20 protein-coding genes and 1 pseudogene are annotated in these 25050 nt (G+C 70.3%); 12 read left to right on the top strand and 9 right to left on the bottom strand.

All coding sequences use genetic code 11. The features are described 5' to 3' along the window. Positions 1–748: 748 nt before the first annotated feature. Both ACWD3E_RS11410 and metG read left to right on the top strand, forming a co-directional pair. The gene (locus tag ACWD3E_RS11410) at positions 749–2266 is read left to right on the top strand and encodes a VWA domain-containing protein (RefSeq protein WP_451387654.1); all 1518 of its coding nucleotides are present in this window, start codon (positions 749–751) and stop codon (positions 2264–2266) included. A gap of 136 nt (positions 2267–2402) precedes the next feature. Then, positions 2403–4118, top strand: a complete 1716-nt coding sequence (gene metG / locus ACWD3E_RS11405; RefSeq protein WP_451387312.1) for a methionine--tRNA ligase — start codon at positions 2403–2405, stop codon at positions 4116–4118. Positions 4119–4307: 189 nt separating this feature from the next. On the opposite strand, the gene ACWD3E_RS11400 is transcribed toward metG, so the two are convergent. The 3 genes and pseudogenes from ACWD3E_RS11400 to ACWD3E_RS11390 all read right to left on the bottom strand — a co-directional run. Next, the gene (locus ACWD3E_RS11400; protein ID WP_451387311.1) at positions 4308–6497 is read right to left on the bottom strand and encodes an NEW3 domain-containing protein; all 2190 of its coding nucleotides are present in this window, start codon (positions 6495–6497) and stop codon (positions 4308–4310) included. A 420-nt stretch (positions 6498–6917) separates the two neighbouring features. Further along, positions 6918–7127 (bottom strand): DUF397 domain-containing protein, encoded by a 210-nt coding sequence (locus ACWD3E_RS11395; RefSeq protein ID WP_451387310.1) that lies wholly within the window; start codon positions 7125–7127, stop codon positions 6918–6920. Then, positions 7124–7330: pseudogene (locus ACWD3E_RS11390) on the bottom strand (Scr1 family TA system antitoxin-like transcriptional regulator); the annotation flags it as partial. The gene ACWD3E_RS11395 and the pseudogene ACWD3E_RS11390, both read right to left, overlap by 4 nt. A 175-nt stretch (positions 7331–7505) precedes the next feature. Here ACWD3E_RS11390 and ACWD3E_RS11385 point away from each other — a divergent pair. The 4 genes from ACWD3E_RS11385 to ACWD3E_RS11370 all read left to right on the top strand — a co-directional run bounded on the left by ACWD3E_RS11385 (position 7506) and on the right by ACWD3E_RS11370 (position 12667). After that, positions 7506–8315: a hypothetical protein gene (locus ACWD3E_RS11385; RefSeq protein WP_451387309.1), complete on the top strand. Its 810-nt coding sequence runs from the start codon at positions 7506–7508 to the stop codon at positions 8313–8315. 78 nt (positions 8316–8393) lie between these two features. After that, positions 8394–8564 (top strand): hypothetical protein, encoded by a 171-nt coding sequence (locus ACWD3E_RS11380; protein ID WP_451387308.1) that lies wholly within the window; start codon positions 8394–8396, stop codon positions 8562–8564. Between the two features lie 113 nt (positions 8565–8677). Next, entirely contained in the window at positions 8678–9352 is a 675-nt protein-coding gene (locus ACWD3E_RS11375; RefSeq protein WP_451387307.1) for a nucleotidyl transferase AbiEii/AbiGii toxin family protein, read from the top strand. Positions 9353–9445: 93 nt separating this feature from the next. Then, the gene (locus ACWD3E_RS11370; protein ID WP_451387306.1) at positions 9446–12667 is read left to right on the top strand and encodes an FG-GAP repeat domain-containing protein; all 3222 of its coding nucleotides are present in this window, start codon (positions 9446–9448) and stop codon (positions 12665–12667) included. Between the two features lie 88 nt (positions 12668–12755). Here ACWD3E_RS11370 and aspS read toward each other — a convergent pair whose 3' ends face one another. Continuing rightward, positions 12756–14519 (bottom strand): aspartate--tRNA ligase, encoded by a 1764-nt coding sequence (aspS, locus tag ACWD3E_RS11365; RefSeq protein ID WP_451387305.1) that lies wholly within the window; start codon positions 14517–14519, stop codon positions 12756–12758. Between the two features lie 155 nt (positions 14520–14674). Then, positions 14675–15739, bottom strand: coding sequence for an AI-2E family transporter (locus tag ACWD3E_RS11360; RefSeq protein WP_451387304.1), 1065 nt, complete (start codon positions 15737–15739; stop codon positions 14675–14677). A gap of 90 nt (positions 15740–15829) precedes the next feature. On the opposite strand from ACWD3E_RS11360, the gene ACWD3E_RS11355 reads away from it, so the two are divergent. Continuing rightward, positions 15830–16234: a VOC family protein gene (locus ACWD3E_RS11355; RefSeq protein ID WP_451387303.1), complete on the top strand. Its 405-nt coding sequence runs from the start codon at positions 15830–15832 to the stop codon at positions 16232–16234. 3 nt (positions 16235–16237) lie between these two features. Here the strand turns inward: ACWD3E_RS11355 and ACWD3E_RS11350 are convergent, their stop codons facing one another. Both ACWD3E_RS11350 and ACWD3E_RS11345 read right to left on the bottom strand, forming a co-directional pair. Next, positions 16238–17209, bottom strand: coding sequence for a pirin family protein (locus tag ACWD3E_RS11350; protein WP_451387302.1), 972 nt, complete (start codon positions 17207–17209; stop codon positions 16238–16240). 118 nt (positions 17210–17327) lie between these two features. Then, positions 17328–17810: an SseB family protein gene (locus ACWD3E_RS11345; protein WP_451350000.1), complete on the bottom strand. Its 483-nt coding sequence runs from the start codon at positions 17808–17810 to the stop codon at positions 17328–17330. Between the two features lie 209 nt (positions 17811–18019). Between ACWD3E_RS11345 and ACWD3E_RS11340 the strand changes: the two genes are divergently transcribed. Then, positions 18020–19846, top strand: a complete 1827-nt coding sequence (locus ACWD3E_RS11340) for an acyl-CoA dehydrogenase (protein WP_451387301.1) — start codon at positions 18020–18022, stop codon at positions 19844–19846. 80 nt (positions 19847–19926) lie between these two features. Beyond that, positions 19927–21228 (top strand): M18 family aminopeptidase, encoded by a 1302-nt coding sequence (locus ACWD3E_RS11335; RefSeq protein WP_451387300.1) that lies wholly within the window; start codon positions 19927–19929, stop codon positions 21226–21228. A 22-nt stretch (positions 21229–21250) separates the two neighbouring features. Here the strand turns inward: ACWD3E_RS11335 and ACWD3E_RS11330 are convergent, their stop codons facing one another. Further along, on the bottom strand, positions 21251–21643 hold the full coding sequence (locus ACWD3E_RS11330) for a cupin domain-containing protein (protein ID WP_451387299.1): 393 nt from the start codon (positions 21641–21643) through the stop codon (positions 21251–21253). A 52-nt stretch (positions 21644–21695) separates the two neighbouring features. On the opposite strand from ACWD3E_RS11330, the gene ACWD3E_RS11325 reads away from it, so the two are divergent. Beyond that, a complete protein-coding gene (locus ACWD3E_RS11325; protein ID WP_451387298.1) occupies positions 21696–22688 on the top strand; it encodes a GlxA family transcriptional regulator in 993 nt (330 codons plus the stop codon). Beyond that, on the top strand, positions 22685–23209 hold the full coding sequence (locus tag ACWD3E_RS11320) for an LURP-one-related/scramblase family protein (RefSeq protein WP_451387297.1): 525 nt from the start codon (positions 22685–22687) through the stop codon (positions 23207–23209). The genes ACWD3E_RS11325 and ACWD3E_RS11320 overlap by 4 nt, the downstream gene beginning before the upstream one ends. A 7-nt stretch (positions 23210–23216) precedes the next feature. Here ACWD3E_RS11320 and ACWD3E_RS11315 read toward each other — a convergent pair whose 3' ends face one another. Further along, positions 23217–24017: a carbon-nitrogen family hydrolase gene (locus ACWD3E_RS11315; protein ID WP_451387296.1), complete on the bottom strand. Its 801-nt coding sequence runs from the start codon at positions 24015–24017 to the stop codon at positions 23217–23219. Between the two features lie 183 nt (positions 24018–24200). On the opposite strand from ACWD3E_RS11315, the gene ACWD3E_RS11310 reads away from it, so the two are divergent. Further along, the gene (locus ACWD3E_RS11310; protein WP_451387295.1) at positions 24201–25025 is read left to right on the top strand and encodes a maleylpyruvate isomerase family mycothiol-dependent enzyme; all 825 of its coding nucleotides are present in this window, start codon (positions 24201–24203) and stop codon (positions 25023–25025) included. Positions 25026–25050: the final 25 nt, after the last annotated feature.

Here is a 25050-nt window from a genome sequence, read left to right as displayed (position 1 = left end):
GATTGGCGGGCATCACCTCATGCGAAGGGTTGCGCACATGGGCATTCTCACTCTCCTGCGGAACACATTCGGCCGCTCCCGCAAAACACGAGCCGAAGCAGAGGGTGCGGACCGCGTCCCCGCGCAATCCCTCCCCGAGCCCACCGAGGCCTCCTCACCCGAGCCCACCGCGAACACCGAGGACCACGACCTCGTAGCAGCGGCCTTCGACAACGTCAGAGTCCCCCGCCCGGCGTCTCCGACGGATCCGGTGCAGGAGGAGACGCCGGTGCAGACGGATGTGCCGGCGAAGGCCGAGGAGCCGGTGCAAGCAGAGACCGACGAGCCCGAGGCTGCGGAGCCCCTGGCCGAGGAGCCCGAGGCTGCCGAGCCGGAAGCTGAGGAGCCCCTGGCTGCGGAGGCTGCGGCTGAGGAGCCGGTGGCCGCGGAGCCGGAGCCTGCGGAACGCGTGGCTGAGGAGCCGCAGGCCGCAGAGCCGATGGCCGTCAAGCCGGAGGCAGTCGAGCCCGTGGCCGTCGAGCCCGAGGCTGCCGAGCCCTTGGCTGCGGAGCTGGAGGCTGCTGAGCCCCTCGCTGCGGAGCCCGTGGCTGCCGAGCCCGAGGCCGAGGAACCCCTGGCTACGGAGGCTGCGGCTGAGGAGCCGGTGGCCGCGGAGCCGGAAGCAGTCGAGCCCGAGGCTGTCGAGCCGGAGCCTGCGGAACTCGCGGCTGAGGAGCCGCAGGCCGAGGAGCCGCAGGCCGAGGAGCCGATGGCCGTCAAGCCGGAGGCAGTCGAGCCCGAGGCCGTCGAGCCCCTGGCCGAGGAGCCCGAGGCCGTCGAGCCCGAGGCTGCGGAACTCGTGACCGAGGAGCCGCAGGCCGTAGAGCTGGAGACCGAGGAGGCGAAGGCCGAGGAGGCGGAGGCCGAGGAGGCGGAGGCCGAGCAGCCCGCGGCTGCCGAGCCCGCGGCTGCGGAGCTGGAGGCTGCTGAGCCCCTCGCCGAGGAGCCGGAGGCTGCGGAGCTGAAGGCCGAGGAGCCCCTGGCTGCGGAGCCGGAAGCAGTCGAGCCCGTGGCCGTCGAGCCGGAGCCTGCGGACCTCGTGACCGTGGAGCAGGAGGCCGCAGAACTGAAGGCCGAGGAGCCTGAGGATGGTGAGCCCCTGGCCGAGGAGCCGGAAGCTGCGGAGCTGAAGGCCGAGGAACCCCTGGCTGCGGAGCCGGAGGCCGTAGAGCCCAACGCTGCTGAGCCCCTGGTTGCAGAACCGATGGCCATCGAGCCGGAAGCAGCCGAGCCCATGGCCGTCGAGCCGGAGCCTGCGGAACTCGTGGCTGAGGAGCCGCAGGCCGAGGAGCCCGAGGCTGCGGAGCTGGAGGCTGCTGAGCCCCTCGCTGAGGAGCCCGTGGCTGAGAAGCCGGAGCCCATCGAGCCGGAGGCCGAGGAGCCCGAAGCCTCTGAACCCCTGGCTGCAGAACCGATGGCCACCGAGCCGGAGGCTGTCGCGGAGGCCGAGGAGTCGCACGCAGCCGCAGACGCCGACGGCGAGGGCGCCCCGCAGGGGGCACCCGTAGTCGACGACGAAACCGGCACGGGTGGTGCGGATGGGAACGAGATCGCCACCCCCGCCACCCCCCTCACCCACGTGCGCGACAACGCCCCCACCCTGGTCACCGCCTACAAGGCCGCCCAGACCACCCTCGAAGAAGCCGGCCTCACCGGCACCCGAGCGAAGCTCTACCTCGTGCTGGACCGCTCCGCGAGCATGCGCCCGTACTACAAGGACGGCTCCGCCCAGGCCCTCGCCGACCAGACCCTCGCCCTCGCCGCGCACCTGGACCCCGAGGCCACGGTCCACACCGTCTTCTTCTCCACGGAGGTCGACGGCACCACCGACCTCACCCTCGCCACCGGCCACGAGACCAAGATCGACGACGTCCACGCCGGCCTCGGCCGCATGGGCCGTACCAGCTACCACGCCGCCGTGGAGGCCGTACTCGCCCACCACGAGAAGACGACGGACGACCCCGCCACCCCCGTCCTCGTCGTCTTCCAGACGGACGGCGCCCCGGACGCCAAGACCCCCGCCACCCAGTCCCTCACCGAGGCCGCGAAGAACCACCCCTCCGTGTTCTTCTCCTTCGTCGCCTTCGGCGAGCACGACAACAAGGCCTTCGACTACCTCCGCAAGCTGAAGACCGGCAACACGTCCTTCTTCCACGCGGGCCCGACCCCCCGCGAGCTGACGGACACCGAGCTCTACCAGGGCGTACTCGCGGCCTGGCGCCCGTAACCGACCGTAGCCACCCGTCTCACCCCCCGGCCGCCCCTTCCCACCCAGCAAAACGGGAAGCGGGCGGCCCACCCCTGTCAGCTACGATTTCAAGGTTCGAAACCGCAGAAAACGCAGCGACCTGGGAGCAGCCACGATGGCTCGACACCTCATCACCAGCGCCCTTCCGTACATCAACGGGATCAAGCACCTGGGCAACATGGTGGGGTCCATGCTCCCGGCGGACGTGTACTCCCGGTACCTCCGCCAGCGCGGCCACGACGTCCTTTACATCTGCGCCACGGACGAGCACGGCACCCCCGCCGAGCTGGCCGCGAAGGAGGCCGGGCTCTCGGTCGCCGAGTTCTGCGCCCAGGCGCACGACGCGCAGAAGGCGGTCTACGACGGCTTCGCGCTGGCCTTCGACCACTTCGGCCGCAGCTCCTCCCCGGAGAACCGCGAGATCACCCAGCACTTCGCCCGGAAGCTGAACGAGAACGGCTTCATCGAGGAGCGGGCGATCCGCCAGGTCTACTCGCCCGTCGACGGCCGCTTCCTCCCGGACCGCTACGTCGAGGGCACCTGCCCGCACTGCGGCTACGACAAGGCCCGCGGCGACCAGTGCGAGAACTGCACCCGCGTCCTGGACCCGACCGACCTGATCAACCCGCGCTCGGCGATCTCCGGCTCCACGGACCTGGAGATCCGCGAGACCAAGCACCTGTTCCTCCTCCAGTCCAAGCTGGAGAACGAGGTCCGCGAGTGGGTCGCCAAGCACGACAAGGACTGGCCGCAGCTGGCCTCCTCCATCGCCCACAAGTGGCTGACCGAGGGCCTGCACGACCGCGCGATCACCCGTGACCTGGACTGGGGCGTCCCGGTCCCGGCCGACACCTGGCCGGAGCTGGCCGCCGAGGGCAAGGTCTTCTACGTCTGGTTCGACGCCCCGATCGAGTACATCGGCGCGACCAACGAGTGGGCGGACCAGGACCCGGAGAACCGCGACTGGAAGTCGTGGTGGTACGACGCCGACACCGACGTCCGCTACACGCAGTTCATGGCCAAGGACAACGTCCCCTTCCACACGGTGATGTTCCCGGCCACCGAGCTGGGCGTGCGCGAGCCGTGGAAGAAGGTCGACTACGTCAAGGCCTTCAACTGGCTGACGTACTACGGCGGCAAGTTCTCCACCTCGCAGAAGCGGGGCGTCTTCACCGACCAGGCCCTGGAGATCCTCCCGGCGGACTACTGGCGTTACTTCCTGATCGCCAACGCGCCCGAGTCGGACGACTCCTCCTTCACCTGGGAGCACTTCACGGCCACGGTCAACAAGGACCTCGCCGACACCCTCGGCAACTTCGTGAACCGTGTCCTGTCCTTCTCCCGCAAGCGCTTCGGCGACGACGTGCCGGCCGGCGGCGAGCCGGGCGAGGCGGAGGCCCGCCTCGGCGAGGAGATCGCCTCGCTCCTCGCGGAGTACGAGTCGCACATGGAGTCCCTCCAGTTCCGCAAGGCCGCCGCCGCGCTGCGCGCCCTGTGGTCGGCCGGCAACTCCTACCTGGAGGAGAAGGCCCCCTGGCTGGAGATCAAGACGAACAAGGACGGCGCGGCCCTCACCCTGCGCACGGCGATGAACCTGATCCACCTGTACGCGGTGGTCTCCGAGCCGTTCATCCCGGCGACGGCGCAGACGATGCGCCAGGCGTTCTCCCTCGCCGACGACACCGCGGCCTGGGTCACCGTCGACGAGGCGAAGGCCCTGACCGCCGTCCCGGCCGGCACCCCGTTCACCGTGCCTCCGGTCCTGTTCGCCAAGCTGACGGACGAGGACCTGGAGACGTACAAGGAGCGCTTCGGCGGCCAGGAGGGCTGACCCTGCCCCCCCGGGCGCCCACCGCTCGCAGCAGCAACCGTCGAGTTCAGACACAGTGAAGCCTCCGAGGCCGACAGCCCCGGAGGCTTCACCGTCCTCGCTCCGTACCCGGTTCGCCTCCGCGGTTCTGTCCGCGACGGGGACTCGGCCGGCAGTGGGTGGACCACCGGGCCGGTCCGGTACCGCGAGCTACTGCACGGTGATCGCGAAGACGTGGATCGGATCCGCGTCGGGCAGGGTGATCGTGCGGATGGTCTTCCCCGCCGTCAGCGGCACGGAGTTGCCGAACAGCTTGTAGCCGATGCCGAAGTTGGCGGGCCCGGCCGGGGTGTTGCGGTGGTCGGTCGTGACGACAGTCGTCGCGCCGTACGCGGTGTCCGACGTGCAGCACCAGTTGGGGAAGCCGAGGGTGCCGGTGCTCGTGGTGCCGTCGGTGTAGGTGACCTTGACCTGGCCGGTGGTGAATCCGGCTTCAGCACCGAGGAACCAGAGTTCGGAGCCGCTGCCGGACATCGTGATGGACTGACCGGCCAGGGCGACGTTGTCCGGCATTCCCGGCTTGGCGTCGGGGAACGTCCAGGTCACGCCGTCCTTGGTGAGCCTGGCGCCGGGGGTGACACCGGCCGCGGCAAGGGCTTGTGCCGAGTAGGTGTCGCCGCCGCCGTCGAAGTCGCCCGTGGTGTAGTTGCCCTCGGCCGGGGGAGCCGCCTCATTGGTCACGCCGACGTTGTTGAAGGCGGCGGCCAGGTTCGGGTAGGGCACATCCATGACCACCGTGGCATCCGCGGACACGCTGCCTTCGCCGGCCCTTCCGGCCCGGTAGTCGGCGGTCGCGGTCAGGGAGGTGACGGTGGTGCCGGGTTCGGCCTCGGGGCCCTTGGCCGTGACGGTCGCGCTCGCCGTCCCGCCGGGCCCGACGCGGCCGAGAGACACGGTCGACGGACTGACGGTCCAGCCGTCGGGTGCGCGCAGCCGCAGCGTGGCGCCGGTGAGTCCGGTCGGGCCGTGGTCCGCCAGACCGACCCGCCACGTGGACGTGGAATCCGTGCCGCCGGTCCTGGTCCAGGTGATCGCGGTGGCCGGCTGGACCCGGTGGGCCGTCGCCGTGCGCACCCGGTACAGCACGGTCGCGTGGGCGGGGACGTTCGCGGCGATCGTGCCGGTGGTCTGTGTGGTCCTCTTCGACCAGAGGTCCTTGAGCAGATACGAGGACCCCGCGGGCAGCCCGGCCTCGGCAGCCGTGGTCGTGATGGTCTGCGCCCGGTCCGAGGAGTTGAACAGGGCCACGGCACGGTCGCCGTTCGCGAGGGACTTGGCGAGGACGTCGTAGCCGTCGCCCTGCTGGACAATGCGCCCCTGCAGCCCCTTGGCGTCCTGGTCGACTGCGATGACGTCCTCGTTGCCAAGCGCAGCGAGCGCCTCGGGGGAGATCTTCGTCAGGTCGGTACTGGAGATGAGCGGGGCCGCCATGACCGACCACAGCGACATCTGGCTGCGGATCTCGTCGCCGGTGAGCCTGGACTGGCCGGCGAGCAGGAAGTCGGGGTCGTTCCAGCGGCCCGGGCTCTGCAGGTCGGCCAGCGCGACGTTGTAGCCGTAGTTGTACTTGATGGACGCCCACTTGCCGCGCGCGGAGGCGGGCTCCATGGCGATGTCGGCGCCCTCCCGCCACAGATTTCCGACCTGGGCCGACCAGCCGATGACGTGGTGCCAGTCGCTCTCGCCCTCGAAGTAGGCGGGCGCGGAGACGGAGTAGACGATGGGACGTCCGGTGGCGAGCAGCGCCTTGCTCATGTCGCCGTACACCTTGTGGTAGACGTCGTCGGCGCTCTGACCGGAGGGGACCGGCACATTGCAGCCGTCCAGCTTCAGATAGTCGACCTTCCACTTGGCGAAGAGGTCGGCGTCCTGGCGCAGATGACCGTACGAACCGGGGTAGCCGCCGCAGGTCGCCGTGCCCGCGTCCTCGTAGATGCCGAACTTCAGCCCCATGGCATGGAGTTGCTCACCGACGTACCCCATGCCGTACGGGAAGCGGACAGGGTCGGGGACGAGGTTGCCCTCGGCGTCCCGGCTGTGGGTCATCCAGCAGTCGTCGGTGGTGACGGTGTCGTAGCCCTTGGCCGCCAGGCCGGAGGAGACCAGCGCGCGGGCGTTGGACAGGACAGTGGGCTCGCTGATGTCGCAGCCGTAGTACGACCAGTTGTTCCAGCCCATGGGCGGGGTCGGGGTGAGGTTGGGGTAGGGGGCGTCGGCGGCAGCGGCCGACGCGACGGAGGGTGCTGCAAGACCGGCGAGCGCGAGGGCTGTCGCTGCGGCCGCGGCGGACAGGGCGCGGCGAAGGGGGGATCTCGGCGCTGTGCGAGCTCTCTCGGACAAGGGGTCTCCCGTCTACGAAACGCGTTCGGGGTGACGTGCCGGGAGCTACAGTGCCCGCCGAACGCTTGTTTCTGCAATATCAGCGGCACTTTCTTGCACAACCAGTCATAGCGGGGTCGGTTTCGCTGGATCTTGCGTCGATTTGAGAAGTTTGTCACTGAATGGACCACGAGTCGTCTGGCCGCATACCGGAGTCCCGGGGGCACCCGCTGTGGCCGCATCCGGGTGCGACCCGTGATTGGAGGATTTGGGCCACGCTTCAGCCCTTCGACCTGAGCACATGCTCGATGCGAGTGGCCCTTTTACTCCAAACACCCTTGCCGGGGACCAGGCTCCGATCAGGCCCCGCCCGGGCCGCGCCGAGACGGCGTCAGTAGGGGTACGCGCTCCCCCATCGGCCGGACGCAGACCACCGAGCGATCAGATCCCCGAGGCGTGCGCCACGAAGTCCGCCCAGGCGCCGGGCGCGAGCGCAAGCTGGGGGCCTCCGACGGTCTTGGAGTCACGGACGTGGACGGTGCCGGGGGTAACGGCAAGCTCAACGCAGGAGTTGCCGTCGTTGCCGCCGCTGTAGCTGCTCTTGAACCACGCCAGCTCGGAGGCGTCCCCGGCAACGGTCTTGCGGATCATGTTTCTCCCAGCAGTTGCTCGACGAGGGCCAGCGACTCCCCTGACGAGAGCGCCTGAGCCCGGATGGCGCCATACCGCAACTCAAGAATGCGCAGGTGTTTGGGTTCGGAGATGGGTCGGCCGTTGAACGCGCCATCCGAGCGCCCCACGGCCGTACCGTCCGGAAACTTCAGCAGCTCGATCCGACCGTCCAGGCCGGAGTGAGCTCACATACCAGGTCGTATCTGGGCTTCTGACACACGGACCAGGCACAGACCGCGCCCGACCGGAGGGGCGGGAACCCGTTCCGGCTCGGCCTCTGGGCGGGGTGGCCGGGTCACGCCTTTCCCATGGACCGCCCGCCGCGCCTGGCGTCGGCCTCATCTAATGTCTGACTTCATGTCCACGCAAGAGCCACCCAGCCAAGAGCCCCCGAGCCTCCACCAGGCCACCATCGACGCCATCCACTCCTACGCGGGCCGCGCCACGCTCGCCTTCGAGCGGGCGAACCGCCCTGGCCCGTACGGCACTCTTTTCTGGTTCAACGAGCTGCTGGAGTCGACGGAAGAGGCGGACACGGTCCGCCCGCTGCTGGTGACCGCCGTCGAACAGACCCGCTACGACGTCGCCGAGGTGGCCATGCGGCCGGAGCTGTGCGACCCGGCGCCGAGCGACGAGCGGCTGCTGCTCACGCAGTTCGCGCAGGGCTGGACCGAGTTGCCCGGGCTCGGCGTGGCCGTCCAGTCCGCGGCGTTCCTGCGTGCGTACGCCGCCGACAAGGGCTGGCAGTGGAAGACGGACGAGATCACCGACGGCGCCGCGGCCCGGGCCGAGGACATCGCACGGATCACCGCCAAGCCGGTCACGGCGTACGCTCTGGTCCACGATGTGGCGCCGCGTACCGGGGCCCGGGACCAGGCTGTCGTGGTGGGCGCCCTGGCGCGCATGAAGGACGGCTCGATCCGCTGGAGCACCGAACTCCCGGCGGGCTGTGTGGGTGCGCCGGTCTTCTACTCCGCGCCCCATGAGGAGGACGGCCCCGACAGCTTCATGCTGGTCTGCGCGGGCGTCCTGCTGCCCGCCGACGACAAGGGCTTCGGCCACCACCCGGTAGCCACGTTCGACCGGATCCGCGAGGCCCTCGCGGCCCTCCCCGTCCTCGAACCGTCCACACCCGCCCGCCGCCGCTGGTGGCAGCGCAAGGGCTGAACGTTCCCTCGCCCCTCGAAAGAGGGAACGCATCCCCATCACCCGGACAGCTCACACCTGACTGCCCATAACTTGCGGGTGGACACCGTCCTGCGCGTCGAACCGTCCGACGGCCTGGGGGACACTCCGGCCCGACAGACATGGAGGGACCTCCTCAGCCGCTGGCTGGACCGGACGCCCCACGTGGAGTGCATCCACGACCTCTTCGCGGAGGACACAGGGGGCACCACGGACCAGGCCGGGGAATGACCCTTGGTGCGGAAGACGTGTTCGCCGGGCCCCAGGAATCATCCTCGGCCTGAGTGAACGGCGGAGCGGGGTGCGCAGACGCCCCGCTCCCGTTCTGGCAGAGTACGGGAGCCGTGAACCTCCCCGATTCCCACCGGCGGCTCCTTGAGGAGCTCGTCTCGGTCGGCAGCCCGTACGTGTTCGTGCTCGCCGGCGGTTACGCCCTCCAGGCGCACGGGCTGCTCCGGCGTCCGCACGCCAACCTCGATTTCGCCAGCGAGAGCACCGAACCCATGGAGCGGATGGCGCGTGCCGTCGGCGCGGCGCTGGAGGCGCGGGGCCGGCAGGTGCGGGCCGCGGCCGTCACCGCGCTCACGGCGCAGCTGACGGTCATGGACCCGCCGACCGGCCGGCCGTGCGAACTGGCCCTGCACAAGGAGGCCTTCTGGCAGCCGCCGGAGCTGACCGAGTACGGCCCCGCCCTCTCGCTGGAGGACGCCGTCGGCACCAAGATCCGTGCGCTGTACGACCGGGGCGCGGCCGTCGACCTGATCGACGCGCAGGCCGCCGCCGCCCGCTTCTCCCTCCCCGACCTGGAAGAGCTGGGCCGCCGCCACGCCCACGACCCCTTCGCCCTGCCCACGCTCCAGTCCCGCCTCACCGGCAGCGACTTCTACTCCGACGCGGACTTCACGCGGTACGGCCTGAGCGAGCCCGCGATCACAGCCCTGCGTGCCTGGGCCCAGCACTGGTCCGACGACATCGCCGAGCGGTTGATGGAGGAAGGCGAGTTGCCGCCGGAGGAGTAAAGCCCCCAGGCCCCGAGTAAAGAGCCGGAAAGGGACTGGTAAAGTCCGCTCACTTGTGCGAGGGCGGAGGCCCTCGCCGGGAGGGACTCTCACGTGGGCAGACACGCCCTGCGACGGGGCGGTCTGACCGCCGCCGTCTCCGCACTCACGGTCGCGGTCGCGACCTTCACCGTGGTCTCCGGGGGCGGTGAGCCCGCCCGCGCGGCCACCGCACAGTCCGCCGGCACCACGGAACTCGTCCTGGACGACCCGAACTCGCCGAACCCTCGCACGGAGCGGGTGCTCGCGGCCGGCGAGACCGGCTTCCTGCACCGGCAGAGCGGCGTCGCCGGACTGCTCTGGACGAGCTACGAGGACGGCAGCACCGTCACCGTCAACACCCCGCCCGGCAACGCCGGCGCCGGCCAGCCGTACCAGCCGACCACCACCAGTTGCTGGGACATCAACCTCTCCTGCCCCTCAGGCACCTTCGGGCAGGGCGCCGACACCGTGGCGCTGCCGCACCGGACGTACACCGAACCCGTGTCGCTGTGGACCCCGGACGGACCGGACGGCGCCGGCACCCTGCGGACTCTGGACATGCCCCGGCTCGACTACGTCGGCACGTACGGCACCACGGTCGTCGCGAGGGACGAGAGCGGCACCGCCGCCGACGGCACGCCCCTGCCCGGCACCGGGGTGAAGCTGCTCGACTACGTCGACGGCGTGCAGCGCACCCGTGAGGTGGCCGGAATCCCGGCCGACAAGCCGCGGCGGACGGGCAGCACCTCCATGCGCACCGGAGACGCCAAGGGCGCGCTGCTCGCGTACACCGTCTACGACTCGGCCGGCCACGCGTCCTACGACATCGACTACCTCGACTTCGCCACCGCCGAGCTCACCCAGGTCTTCACCGGCGCCGACGACGGGCTGTCGCTCGTCGTCAGCGGCGACCGGATCGGCTGGTTCTCGGCCGCCTCCGGTCTGCATCTGAAGTCCCGCACCGACCTCGCCGCCGAGGAGACGGTCCCGGTGCCGGGCAACGGCACCGGCGGCTACCCGGTGCTCGTCGGGAACTGGCTCGTCCTGGTGGCGAACAGAAGCACCGTCACGGCCGTCTCCCTGACCGACGGCTCCACGAAGACCCTGCTCAGCCAGTCCTACGGCGACCCCGTGGCCACCCCCGACGGCTCCGCCCTCGTCACCGGCGGCACGGTCGCCGCCGACTGGTGGGTGCAGCGCGTCCGCCAGGGCGCGGACGGCACCCCGCAGCTGGAGAAGGTGTACAAGGTCGCGCCGTTCGAGAACCGCAAGACGGGTCTCGCGCTCAGCCGGGGCAGCCTGCGCGTGGCGCAGGTGAACCCCAGCAGCTACATGGACACCACCTCGGTGCGCACCCTGACCACGAACGGCAGCACCACGCTCACCGCGTCCGCCGCCACGGCCGGTTCCAAGGTCGCCCCGGTGTGCCCGTACGCGGGCACCACCTGCTCGGTGATGTGGGGCAACAAGGGCACCTACCCCTGGGACGTCTACCTCGAGACGTTCTATGACGACGACGAAGGCGGAAGCGGCCTCACGCACGCGGACCGGCTGGCCCGCATCGGCGACGGGGCCGGCGTCCCCGGCCTGGAGTTCGGCACCGAGAAGGGCGCGATCGTCGACGTGTCCGACGGCTACGCCGTCTACAACTCCGGCGGCACCACGCCCATGCAGTACGTCGGCGAGTTCGGCTACGCCCAGAAGCTGAAGCGCTCGGTCCGCGCCGCCGCCCTGAACGGCTCCACCCTCTGGAGCGCCGGCTCGACCGCGGGCCAGGTCACCTCGTACAGCCTCACCGAGGACAAGACCCTCTCCACGGTGACGATCCCGGGCGCCGGCTGCGTCCCGACCGAGCTGCAGGCGGCGGGCCGCTGGCTGTACTGGTCCTGCGGCACGGCCTCGGCGGGTGTCTACGACACCAAGGCCGGTACGGCCCTCGCCGTCACCCCCGGTGATGTGCTGCTCGGCGACGGCTTCACCGTCCGCCACGACCACGCCTCCGACGAGCTGGTCCTCACCGAGGCGGCCACCGGCGCCACCCGCGTGGTCGCCTCCCGGGTCCCGGACACCGGTCTGCCGGCCGACCGCCGCTACCGCTGGACCGTGGACGAGTACACGGGCCTGGTCGCCTGGTTCGACGGCTACGAGCAGACGCACGTCGCCACCACCGGCGTGACCCCGTCCGCCCCGACCGCGTTCAGGTCGACCGCCGGCGACTACGCCATGCCGTCCTCGACCGCCTCCTGGAACGGCGCGTGGCTGCTGTCCCGCCCGGCCACCTCCTGGTCGCTGACCTTCACCTCGGTGGAGAGCGGGGACACCGGCAGGGCCACCCGCACGATCACCGGCGGCGCGACCGACGCCTGGGTCCGGGCGGACTGGAACGGCAAGACCGCGAGCGGAGGCCGCTTCCCCAACGGCCGGTTCACGTGGACCCTGAAGGCGACGGGCCTCGGCACGTCGACGGCCACCACCGTGAAGACCGGCACCGGCTTCCTCCAGAACGGGGCGCCGGTACGGCACGACTTCGGCAGCCCCGACGGCATGGACGGCCTCGGAGACCTGCTGACCCTCAACTCCTCGGGCGGTCTCACCTTCCAGATCGGCACGGGCACCGGGAAGTTCGGGGACAAGGTCAGCGGCAGCGGCTGGGCGACGAGCATCAAGGCCGTCCCGTTCGGGGACCTGAGCGGGGACCGCTGCAACGACGTGCTGGTACGGCTGAGCAGCGGCGCCCTCAGGCTGTACAAGCCGGGCTGCGGCGCCGCGCTCACGCCGTCGACGCCGTACACCACGCTGGCGACCAGCGGCTGGACCCAGTACGACCTGCTGACCTCGCCCGGCGACATCAGCGGCGACGGCCGGGCCGACCTGATCGCCCGCAACGCCTCGACCGGCGCGGTCTACCTGTACAAGGGCACCAGCACCGGCACGCTGTCCGCCCGCGTGAAGCTGTACGACAGCTGGAAGGGCTACAAGAAGCTCGTCGGCACCGGCGACCTCAACGGCGACGGCATCGGCGACCTCCTCGCCCAGGACGCCTCGAACACCCTCTACCGCTACAACGGCACCGGCAAGGGCACCTTCGCGGCCCGCGCCAAGGTGTTCAGCAACTGGGGTGCCTCGTACAACGCCGTCGTCGGCGTCGGCGACCTCAACCGCGACGGCAGGGCGGACCTCGTCGTGCGGGACACCGCGGGCAAGCTGTACCGCAACTACGGTGACGGGAAGGGCTCGTTCGGGGCGCGCACGCAGATCGCCACCGGATGGGGCGGCTACAAGTCCCTGTCCTGATACCGGCTGGTCCCAGCCAGTCCTGGCTCACGCGAAGGGGCCCGGAACCGATCACGGTTCCGGGCCCCTTCGTCAGTTACTTATTTACTTACTTCGGCTGCGGCTTGCGGATGGTGAGGTGCAGCTCGCGCAGACGCGCCTCGTCCAGCTCCGTCGGCGCGCCCATCATCAGGTCCTGGGCGTTGCCGTTGAGCGGGAAGGCGATCGTCTCCCGGATGTTGGGCTCGTCCGCGAGGAGCATGACGATGCGGTCCACGCCGGGGGCGATGCCGCCGTGCGGCGGGGCGCCGAAGCGGAACGCGCGGAGCATGCCCGCGAACTTCTCCTCGACGGTCTCGCGGTCGTAGCCCGCGATCTCGAAGGCCTTGAGCATGATCTCCGGCTCGTGGTTCCGGATCGCGCCGGAGGACAGCTCGACACCGTTGCAGACGATGTCGTACTGCCAGCCCAGGATGTCCAGCGGGTCCTGGGTCTCCAGGGCCTCCAGGCCGCCCTGCGGCATGGAGAACGGGTTGTGCGAGAAGTCGATCGCGCCCGTCTCCTCGTCCCGCTCGTACATCGGGAAGTCGACGATCCAGCAGAAGCGGAAGACGCCCTCCTCGAAGTGGCCGGCGCGCTTGGCGGCCTCGACGCGCACGGCGCCCATGATCTTCGAGACCTCTTCGAACTCGCCCGCGCCGAAGAACACCGCGTGGCCGGGGGCCAGGGAGAGGCGCTTGGTCAGCTCGGCGACGTTCTCCTCGGTGAGGAACTTCGCGATCGGGCCGGACAGCGCGCCGTCCTCGCCGACGCGGACCCAGGCCAGGCCCTTGGCGCCGAGCGAGATCGCGAACTCGCCGAGCTGGTCGAAGAACTTGCGCGGCTGGTCCTGGACCGCCGGGACCGGCAGCGCGCGCACGTGCTTGCCGGCGAAGGCCTTGAACTCCGAGCCCTCGAAGATGTCGGTGATGTCGACGAGCTCCAGCTTGGCGCGCAGGTCCGGCTTGTCGGAGCCGTACTTGAGCATCGCCTCGCGGAACGGGATGCGCGGGAAGGGCGAGGTGACGTGACGGCCGCCGCCGAACTCCTCGAACAGCTCGGTCATGAGCTTCTCGACCGGCTGGAAGATGTCCTCCTGCTCGACGAAGGACATCTCGATGTCGAGCTGGTAGAACTCGCCCGGCGAACGGTCGGCGCGGGCGTCCTCGTCGCGGAAGCAGGGCGCGATCTGGAAGTAGCGGTCGAAGCCGGAGATCATCAGCAGCTGCTTGAACTGCTGCGGGGCCTGCGGCAGGGCGTAGAACTTGCCCGGGTGCACACGGGAGGGGACCACGTAGTCACGGGCGCCCTCGGGGGAGGTGGCGGACAGGATCGGCGTCGCCATCTCGTTGAAGCCCATCGCGGACATCTTGTGGCGCATGGCGGAGATGACCGCCGTACGCAGCATGATGTTGCGGTGCATGCGCTCGCGGCGCAGGTCCAGGAAGCGGTACTCCAGGCGCCGCTCCTCGTTGACCCCGTCCTCGGCGTTGATCGTGAACGGCAGCGGGGCGGCGGCGCCCAGCAGCTCGACCTCGCCGACCTCGACCTCGATCTCGCCGGTGGGCAGCTCGGGGTTGATGTTCTCGGTTCCACGTGAAACAACGCGGCCGTCGACGCGGACCGAGGACTCCTTGGAGATCTTGTCCAGGGCCTCGTACGCGGGCGTGCCGGGGCGGGCGACCAGCTGCGTGATGCCGTAGTGGTCGCGCAGATCGATGAAGAGGATGCCGCCCAGGTCGCGCCGATTGTGCAGCCAGCCACTCAGCCGGACGTCGGTGCCGACGTCAGAGGCGCGGAGCTGGCCGCAGGTGTGGGACCTGTACCGATGCATCGTCGTTCATCGTCCTTCGTGGTGGGGTTTTCTCCTGCCGGGTCTCAGGACCAGGCGGGAACGGGCACGGGGCCCGGACCCATCAAGGGTACCGGGCACGCCAAGATCGGCTCCCCACCATTTCCGGTGCCCCGTTCCCCGCCGTCATCCCTGACTCATTCGGCCGACCCGGCCGACTTGCTCGGGGCGTACCGCACCCGCAGCTCGTGTGCGACCCCGAAGGCGGCGGCGGTCAGCGGTACGGCGAGCAGCATGCCGAGGATGCCCGCGACGGAGGCACCCGCGGTGATCGCCAGCATCACCACGGCCGGGTGCATCTGCACGGTCCGGCTCTGGATCACGGGCTGGAGCACATGCCCTTCCAGCACCTGCACGGCGACGACGACACCGAGCGCCCACAGGGCGATGACGAACCCCCGGTCGGCGAGCGCGACCAGCACGGCCACCGTGCCGGAGATGAAGGCGCCGAGGTAGGGGATGTAGGCGCCGACGAACACGAGCGCGCCGAGCCCGATCGCGCCGGGCACCTGGAGGATCAGCAGGCCGACCGTGATGCACAGGGCGTCGATGAGCGCGATGAGGGTCGTCCCGCGCATGAACCCCTCGACGGCGTAGAAGGCGCGCCGCGCAATGGCCTCCAGCGTGTCGGCGGTGTCGCCGGGGGCGACGGATCTGAGGGTCTGAACGGCGCGCTCGGAGTCACGCAGGAAGAAGAAGACGAGCAGCAGCGCGAGGACCGCCATGGCGATGGACTCGGCGGCGACACTGACCCCGCTGATGACGTTGGAGGCGGCCGTACCGCCGAACCTGCTCAGCAGCTTGCGGGAGTTGGCGGCGAGGTCGTCCAGACCGGTCCCGGCGGCCCCGAAGTGCTGGGAGACGCCCTTGGCGGCGTCGCGGAGGGAGGAGATGATCTGGTCGCCGGTGTCGATGAGCGCGGCGACGACGATGTACACGGCCCCGCCGACGACGGCCAGGACGGCGACACACGTCAGCCCCGCCGCCACCGACGGACCGACTCTGGCCCGCACCAGCTGCCGGTACAGCGGCCCGAGCAGCGCGGTGCCGAGCAGCGCGAGCAGCACCGGGGTGATCGCCGTACGGAACTCGGAGCACAGCCGCACCCCGACCCAGCCGACCCCGGCGACGAGCAGCAGCACGACACACCAGGCGGCAAGGCGGCGGACGGGCTCGGGGAGCAGGGCCGGCGGCGTGGACATGCGCCCATGCCACCACGGCCGCCCCGGGCCCGCCCGTCGTAGGGCCCAGGCAGGTGACACGCCGTCATGTCCGGTCGTAGGGTCGCGGACATGACCAAGATCGACGCAACGACGCATGTGCGCGTGGCCCGGCCTTCGCGCGATCTCGCCGCCGCCGAGCACTTCTACGTGACCGGCCTCGGGCTCGACGTGCTGTGGCGGACCACCGAGCGGGTGCCCGGCAAGCACGATCTGCTGATGGTCGGCCCGCCCGGCGGGTCCTGGCATTTCGAGCTGACCCAGGACCCCGAGGCCCCGCTGGAGCCCACCCCGACGGTGGACGACCTGTTCGTGGTCTACCTGGGAGGCCCCGTGGACGAGGCCCTGGTCGACCGCCTGCTCTCCGCCGGGGGCACCCGCGTCCCCGCGCACAATCCGTACTGGGACGTGCACGGGGTCACGGTCGCCGACCCGGACGGCTACCGCCTGGTGCTGTGCTCGCGCACCTGGGGCTGACGGTCAGATCCCGCCCTCGGACATCCCGTGCACGGCCGGGATGGTCCCCAGCCGGCCCTTCTGGAAGTCCTCGAAGGCCTGCATCAGCTCTTCCTTGGTGTTCATGACGAACGGGCCGTAGTGCGCCATCGGCTCGCGGATGGGCTGCCCGCCGAGGAGGACGACCTCCAGGTCCGGCGTGTGCGAGTCCTGCTTCTCGTCCGCACGGACGGTCAGCGAGGAACCGGCGCCGAAGACGGCCGTCTGGCCCATGTGGACCGGGCGCCGCTCGGCGCCGACCGAGCCGCGGCCCGCGAGGACGTAGGCGAGGCCGTTGAAGTCCTCCCGCCAGGGCAGGGTGATCTCCGCGCCCGGGGCGAGCGTCGCGTGGATCATGGTGATCGGCGTGTGCGTGATGCCGGGACCCTGGTGGCCGTCCAGCTCACCGGCGATGACGCGCAGCAGCGCGCCGCCGTCGGGCGAGGTGAGCAGCTGGACGTTGCCGCCGCGGATGTCCTGGTAGCGCGGGGCCATCATCTTGTCCTTGGCGGGCAGGTTCACCCACAGCTGGAGGCCGTGGAAGAGACCGCCGGACACGACGAGATGCTCCGGCGGCGCCTCGATGTGCAGCAGGCCGGAGCCGGCCGTCATCCACTGGGTGTCGCCGTTGGTGATGGTGCCGCCACCGCCGTTGGAGTCCTGGTGGTCGAAGATGCCGTCGATGATGTAGGTCACGGTCTCGAAGCCCCGGTGCGGGTGCCAGGGGGTGCCCTTGGGCTCACCGGGCGCGTACTCCACCTCGCCCATCTGGTCCATCATGATGAACGGGTCGAGGTGGCGGTAGTGGATCCCGGCGAACGCCCGGCGCACCGGGAAGCCCTCGCCCTCGAAGCCGGTCGGAGCGGTCGCCACGGTCAGCACGGGGCGTGCCACGGCGTCGGCCGGCGCGGTCACACGGGGAAGCGTCAGCGGGTTCTCGACGGTCACTGCAGGCATGGTCGGTACCTCCTTGTGCACCTAGTTTAGTTGAGCATTGAACTTTCTGCCACTGGGAACAGCAAAGGCCCGGAGGTAATTCCCTCCGGGCCTCGATCGCCGTGACTGCCTGCCGGGCTCAGCCGCCGCCGTACATCCGCCGCATCGCGAAGTCGACCATCTGCTCGACCGCCTTCGCGTCGAAGACCATCCGGTGCTCGCCCTCCATGTCCAGGACGAAGCCGTAGCCGGTCGGCAGCAGGTCGATCACCTCGGCGCCGGTGATCACGAAGTACTTGGACTCCTTGCCCGCGTACCGGCGCAGCTCCTTCAGCGAGGTGAACATCGGGATCACCGGCTGCTGGGTGTTGTGCAGGGCGAGGAAACCGGGGGTGTCACCGCGCGGGCAGTACACCTTGGACGTCGCGAAGATCTGCTGGAAGTCCTCGGGGGACATCTGCCCGGTGGTGAAGGCCCGCACCGCGTCCGCGAGCGAGGGCGGGGACGGCTCGGGGTACAGCGGCGGCTGCTGGCCGTACCCGCCGACACCGCCCGGCATCTGCTGCTGCGGCGGGGCGTACTGCTGCTGCGCGGCGCCCCCGTCCATGCCGTATCCGTACATGGGCGCAAGCGTACCGAGCCACCCCACCGCCCGAACGGCCTACGGCGCCGTAACCTCGCGCACGGGTCCGACGCTTGAGCCGCGTCACAGATACCGGTTCGGGGTTGCGTCTTATTACCGACGGGTAGCATCATCGGAGCTACTTGTTGGTACGTGAACTTAGGCGCGAGGAGTCAGTGCCTCGCCGATCCCTCTACGGAGCCGTGACCATGGGGCACTACAAGTCCAACCTTCGCGACATCGAGTTCAACCTCTTCGAAGTACTCGGCCGCGACAAGCTGTACGGCACCGGCCCGTTCGAGGAGATGGACACCGACACCGCCAAGAGCGTTCTCGAGGAGCTGACCCGCCTCGCCGAGAACGAGCTGGCCGAGTCCTTCGCCGACGCCGACCGCAACCCGCCGGTCTTCGACCCCGAGACGAACACCGCGCCCGTCCCGGCGTCCTTCAAGAAGAGCTACAAGGCCTTCATGGACTCCGAGTACTGGCGCCTGGGCGTGCCCGAGGGGATCGGCGGCACGACGGCTCCCCCGTCCCTGATCTGGGCCTACGCGGAGCTGATCCTCGGCTCGAACCCGGCCGTGTGGATGTACTCCTCCGGCCCGGCGTTCGCCGGCATCCTCTACGACGAGGGCAACGACGTCCAGAAGAAGATCGCGCAGATCGCCGTGGAACGGACCTGGGGTTCGACCATGGTGCTCACCGAGCCCGACGCGGGCTCCGACGTCGGCGCCGGCCGCACCAAGGCGATCCAGCAGGAGGACGGCTCCTGGCACATCGAGGGCGTGAAGCGCTTCATCACCTCCGGTGAGCACGACATGGAGGAGAACATCCTCCACTACGTGCTGGCGCGTCCCGAGGGCGCCGGCCCCGGCACCAAGGGCCTGTCCCTCTTCCTCGTCCCGAAGTACCTGTTCGACTTCGAGACCGGTGAGCTGGGCGAGCGCAACGGCGTCTACGCCACCAACGTCGAGCACAAGATGGGCCTGAAGGCCTCCAACACCTGCGAGATGACCTTCGGCGACCGCCACCCGGCCAAGGGCTGGCTGATCGGTGACAAGCACGAGGGCATCCGCCAGATGTTCCGCATCATCGAGTTCGCCCGCATGATGGTCGGCACGAAGGCGATCTCCACGCTGTCCACCGGCTACCTCAACGCCCTCGAGTACGCCAAGGAGCGCGTCCAGGGTCCGGACCTCGCGCAGTTCATGGACAAGGCCGCGCCGAAGGTCACCATCACCCACCACCCCGACGTGCGCCGCTCGCTGATGACGCAGAAGGCGTACGCGGAGGGCATGCGCGCCCTCGTCCTCTACACCGCCTCGATCCAGGACGCGATCGCGGTCAAGGAGGCGACCGGCGAGGACGCTTCGGCCGAGCACGCGCTCAACGACCTGCTCCTGCCGATCGTGAAGGGCTACGGCTCCGAGAAGGGCTACGAGCAGCTCGCCCAGTCGCTGCAGACCTTCGGCGGCTCCGGCTTCCTGCAGGAGTACCCGATCGAGCAGTACATCCGCGACGCCAAGATCGACACCCTCTACGAGGGCACCACGGCCATCCAGGGCCAGGACTACTTCTTCCGGAAGATCGTCCGCAACCAGGGCGCCGCGCTGAACTCCCTCGCCGAGGACATCAAGAAGTTCCTGGCGCTCGGCACCGGCGGCGAGGAGCTGGCCGGCGCCCGCGAGTACCTCGCCAAGGCGGCCGTCGAGCTGGAGGCGATCGTCGGCCTGATGCTGACCGACCTCGCGGCCACCGAGCAGGACGTCAAGAACATCTACAAGGTCGGCCTGAACACCACCCGCCTGCTGCTCGCCTCCGGCGACGTGGTCGTCGGCTACCTGCTCCTCAAGGGCGCCGCAGTCGCCGCCGAGAAGCTGGAGACCGCCTCCGCCAAGGACAAGGCGTTCTACACCGGCAAGATCGCCGCGGCGAAGTTCTTCGCGGCCAACGTCCTGCCCGGCGTCACCCTGGCCCGCAAGGTCTCGGAGACGGTCGACCTGGACCTGATGGAGCTGGACGAGGCCGCGTTCTAGTCCGGAACTCCCGCTCGTCCGTGAGGGCCCGCTCCCCTTCGAAGGGGAGCGGGCCCTCACCCGTCGTTAAGGTGAACCCCATGAGCGCACCCGCTGCCCGCTTCGACCGCGGCCACACCGACGACCTGATGTCCTTCCTGGCGGCCGGCCCGACGCCGTACCACGCCGTGGCGAATGTCGCCGAACGGCTGGAGAAGGCAGGCTTCAGGCAGCTCGCGGAGACGGACGCCTGGGACGGGACGAGCGGCGGCAAGTACGTGCTGCGCGGCGGCGCGATCGTGGCCTGGTACGTCCCCGAGGGCGCCGATGCGCACACGCCGTTCCACATCGTCGGCGCCCACACGGACTCCCCGAACCTGCGGGTCAAGCCGCAGCCCGACAGCGGCGCACACGGCTGGCGCCAGGTCGCGGTGGAGATCTACGGCGGCCCGCTGCTGAACTCCTGGCTCGACCGGGACCTGGGCCTGGCCGGCCGGCTGACCCTGCGCGACGGCTCGGCCCACCTGGTGAACGTGGACCGCCCGCTGCTGCGCGTACCCCAGCTCGCCATCCACCTGGACCGTTCGGTCGCCACCGAGGGCCTCAAGCTCGACAAACAGCGCCACTCGCAGCCGATCTGGGGCCTCGGCAACGACGTGACCGACGGCGACCTCATCGCCTTCCTGGAGCAGGAGGCCGGGCTGCCGGCGGGCTCGGTGGCCGGCTGGGACCTGATGACGCACCCGGTGGAACCGCCGGCCTACCTCGGCCGGGACCGCGAGCTGGTGGCCGGCCCCCGCATGGACAACCTGCTGTCGGTGCACGCGGGCGCCGCCGCCCTCGCCGCCGTCGCGACCTCCGGCGCCGCCCTCACCCGGATCCCCGTTCTGGCCGCCTTCGACCACGAGGAGAACGGCTCCCAGTCGGACACCGGCGCGGACGGACCGCTGCTGGGCTCCGTCCTGGAACGCTCGGTGTTCGCCCGCGGGGGCTCCTTCGAGGACCGGGCCCGCGCCTTCGCCGGCACGGTCTGCCTCTCCTCCGACACGGGCCACGCCGTGCACCCCAACTACGCGGAACGGCACGACCCGACGCACCACCCGCGCATCAACGGCGGCCCGATCCTCAAGGTCAACGTCAACAACCGCTACGCCACGGACGGTTCGGGCCGCGCCGTCTTCGCCGCGGCCTGCGAGAAGGCGAACGTTCCCTTCCAGACCTTCGTCTCCAACAACTCCATGCCCTGCGGCACCACGATCGGCCCGATCACCGCGGCCCGCCACGGCATCAGGACCGTCGACATCGGTGCGGCCATCCTGTCGATGCACAGCGCCCGCGAACTGTGCGGCGCGCAGGACCCGTACCTGCTGGCGAACTCGCTGGTGGCGTTCCTGGAGGGGTAGCCGGGGCCCCCGGCAGCGACAGTCACGTCAGCGCGTGGCCCGTGGTGGCGTCCACGTGGTCGGGTACGTCGTCGTGGCGGTCGCCGACCGTGAGGGTGCCGGTGGGCTCGAAGAGGAGGAGCTGGGCGGGCACGGGCGCGTACGGCTTGTGCTCGGTGCCGCGCGGGACGGTGAAGACCGAGCCCTTGGGCAGCACGACCGTCCGTTCGCCGGCCGGCTCGCGCAGGGCGATGTGCAGTTCGCCGTCCAGGACCAGGAAGAACTCGTCGGTGTCGTCGTGGACGTGCCACAGGTGCTCGCCCTCGACCTTCGCGATGCGCACGTCGTAGTCGTTGACGGCCGTCACGATGCGGGGGCTCCACTGCTCGGTGAAGGAGGAGAGGGCGGTGGACAGGGAGATCGGTTCGCTGCTCATGCCTGTCATCGTCGGGGGTGCCCGGCAGCCGCACGAGTTCTAGAAATCGCACATGCCGCAAGGATCCTCTCAACGGCGCCATCGTGTCGTTCTCGTGGTCGACGACAACTCCAACCCCTTCGAGATGAGCTGCGCCATCGAGATCTTCGGGCTGCCCAGGCCCGAACTGGGGCGGGACCTGTACGACTTCCGGCTGTGCGCGGCAGGGCCGCGGACCCGGATGCGGGACGGTTTCTTCACGCTCACCGGGGTCGCCGGGCTGGAGGCCGCCGAGGAGGCGGACACGCTGATCGTGCCGAACCGGCCCGACACCGAGGTCCCGCGCGCGGAGCGCGTCCTGGACGTCGTACGCCGGGCACACGCGCGTGGCGCCCGGCTGGTCGGCTTCTGCTCGGGCGCGTTCACCCTCGCGGAGGCGGGACTGCTGGACGGACGCCGGGCGGCCTGCCACTGGATGTGGGCGCAGGCCTTCCGGGCCCGCTTCCCCCGGGTACACCTGGAGCCCGACGTCCTCTTCGTGGACGACGGCGACATCCTCACCGCCTCCGGCAGCGCCTCCGCGCTCGACCTGGGGCTGTACCTCGTGCGCCGGGACCACGGCGCCGAGATCGCCAACCACGTCTCCCGGCGGCTGGTCTTCGCCGCCCACCGGGACGGCGGCCAGCGCCAGTTCGTGGAACGTCCGCTGCCCGAGATCCCCGACGACTCCCTCGGCCCGCTGCTCGCCTGGGCACAGGAGCGGCTGGGGGAGCCGCTGACGGTGGCGGAGCTGGCGGCCCGCGCGGCCGTCTCCCCCGCCACGCTGCACCGCCGGTTCCGCAGCCAACTGGGCACCACCCCGCTGGCCTGGCTCACCCGGGAGCGGGTGGCGCTCGCCTGCCGGCTGATCGAGCGGGGCGAGGAGCGGCTGGACGTCGCGGCGGCCCGCAGCGGCCTGGGCACGGCGGCCAACCTGCGGGCGCGGCTGCGCCACGAGACCGGCCTGAGCCCGTCGTCGTACCGACGGCGTTTCGGACCGGCACCTCGGGAAGGGGTAGTGGCATGAGATTCCTCGTACGCGACCGGCTCCTCGGCATCGGTGACGACTACTGGATCGAGGACGAGCACGGCCGGAAGGTGTTCCTCGTCGACGGCAAGGCCATGCGGCTGCGGGACACCTTCGAGCTGAAGGACACCCAGGGGCGCGTCCTGATCGACATCCACCAGAAGATGTTCGCGCTGCGGGACACGATGGTGATCGAGCGGGACGGCGCGGGGCTCGCCACCATCAGGCGCAAACGCCTGTCCCTGCTGCGCAACCACTACCGGGTGTCCCTCGTCGACGGCACCGAACTGGACGTCAGCGGCAAGATCCTGGACCGCGAGTTCGCCATCGAGTACGACGGTGAACTTCTCGCGGTGATCTCCCGGAGGTGGCTGCACCTCCGGGAGACCTACGGCGTCGACGTCGTCCGCGAGGACGCGGATCCCGCGCTGCTGATCGCGGTGGCGGTGTGCGTGATCCACCTCGCGGAGAAGGAGCGCGAGAAGCAGCGGGAGGAGCGGGAAGAGCGGGAAGAGGAATGAGCGGGGGCTAGCCGTGGCGGCGGGGTGGCTCCAGGCCCAGCATGCGGTCCTTCAGGGCCGGGAACTGTTCGCGGGTCGTGGCCACCTTGCCGGGGTCGAAGTCGACGGTCAGGATCTCCTCGCCGGCCCCCGCCTCGGCCAGCACCTCGCCCCACGGATCGACCACGATCGAGTGACCCGCCTGCGGAACTCCGGCGTGCGTCCCGGCCGTTCCACACGCAAGCACGAACGCCTGGTTCTCCACCGCCCGCGCCTGAGCCAGCAGCGTCCAGTGCGCGCGCCGGCGCTCGGGCCAGCCCGCCGGGATCACCAGGGTCTCGGCGCCGGCATCCACGAGGGAGCGGAAGAGTTCGGGGAAACGGAGGTCGTAGCAGGTGGCCACGCCCAGGGTGGTCCCGGGCAGCCGGACCGTCACCAGGTCCCGCCCGGCGCCCATGAGCACGGCCTCACCCTGGTCGAAACCGAAGCGGTGGATCTTGCGGTAGGCCGCGGCCAGATCTCCGGAGGGGGAGAAGATGAGAGAGGTGTTGTAGAGGGGACCCTCGGGGTCTCGTTCGGGGATGGACCCGGCGTGCAGCCACACGCCCGCGTCGCTCGCCGCCTTGGCCATCGCCTCGTACGTCGGGCCTTCGAGCGGCTCGGCCTCCCGGCCGAACTCCTCGTAGGCGAAGGCACCGGTGGTCCACAGCTCGGGCAGAACCACGAGATCGGCACCGGCCTGCGCACGCACGAGCGCGGCTGCCCGCTGCCTCCTGTCGGCTGCCGATTCGCCCTCGTCCACGGCCATCTGGATCAGCGAGGCGCGCACACTACCACCGTCCTGGCATTCGAGTCGTCCACACGGGCCTACGATCGTCACACGAAAGCACTGCCGGGGTGCCCTGGGGCAGCGTAACTTAGCGGTTTGAGACACCCGCCGAGTGCCGCCGCCTCCCGCTGGCAACGCCGCCCACAACTGCCCGTGTACCGACCGCCGAGGGGTCCCGTTTCCGTGAGTCTGCATCCCACCCTCCAGCCCTACGCCGACGCCTGGACCGACTCCATCGAAGCGATATCCGAGCTGGTGCAGTCGCTCGCGGAATCCGACTGGAACCGGCGGACCCCCTGTCCCGGCTGGTCGGTGCGGGACGTCGTGTCGCATGTGATCGGCCTGGACTGCGAGATGCTCGGCGACCCGCGCCCCATCCACTCGCTGCCGCGCGACCTCTTCCACGTCACCAACGAGCACCAGCGCTACATGGAGATGCAGGTCGACGTCCGCCGCCACCACACGGGGCCCGAGATGACGGCCGAGCTGGAGTACACGGTCATCCGCCGCAACCGCCAGCTGCGCAACGAGTCCCGTGAGCCCGGCACCATGGTGCGGGGCGCGATGGGCTCCGAGGTCACCCTGGAACAGGCCATGCGCACCCGCGCGTTCGACCTCTGGGTCCACGAACAGGACCTGCGCACGGCCCTCGGCCGCCCCGGCAACCTGGACTCGCCGGGCGCGTACGTGGCCCGTGACTTCCTGCTGGCCGCCCTGCCCAAGGTCGTGGCCAAGGACGCGGACGCCCCGCGCAGCTCGGCGATCGTCTTCGACGTGCACGGGCCCGTGGAGTTCCTGCGCACGATCCGCGTGGACATCCAGGGCCGCGGCAGCCTGGAGACCGCCCCCGCCCTGGGCCCCGCCGCCACCCTCACCCTCGACTGGGAGACCTACGTCCGCCTGGCCTGCGGCCGGGTGACGCCGGAGGCGGCGTCGGACCGGGTGAAGACGGAGGGCGACCAGGCCCTGGCGGCGGCGATCCTGAAGAACTTCGCGGTGACGCCGTAAGGCAGGCGGTGACGCCGTAAACGAT

The organism is Streptomyces sp. NPDC002676, from assembly GCF_053592455.1.
This window is presented reverse-complemented; position numbering and strand designations above follow the sequence as displayed.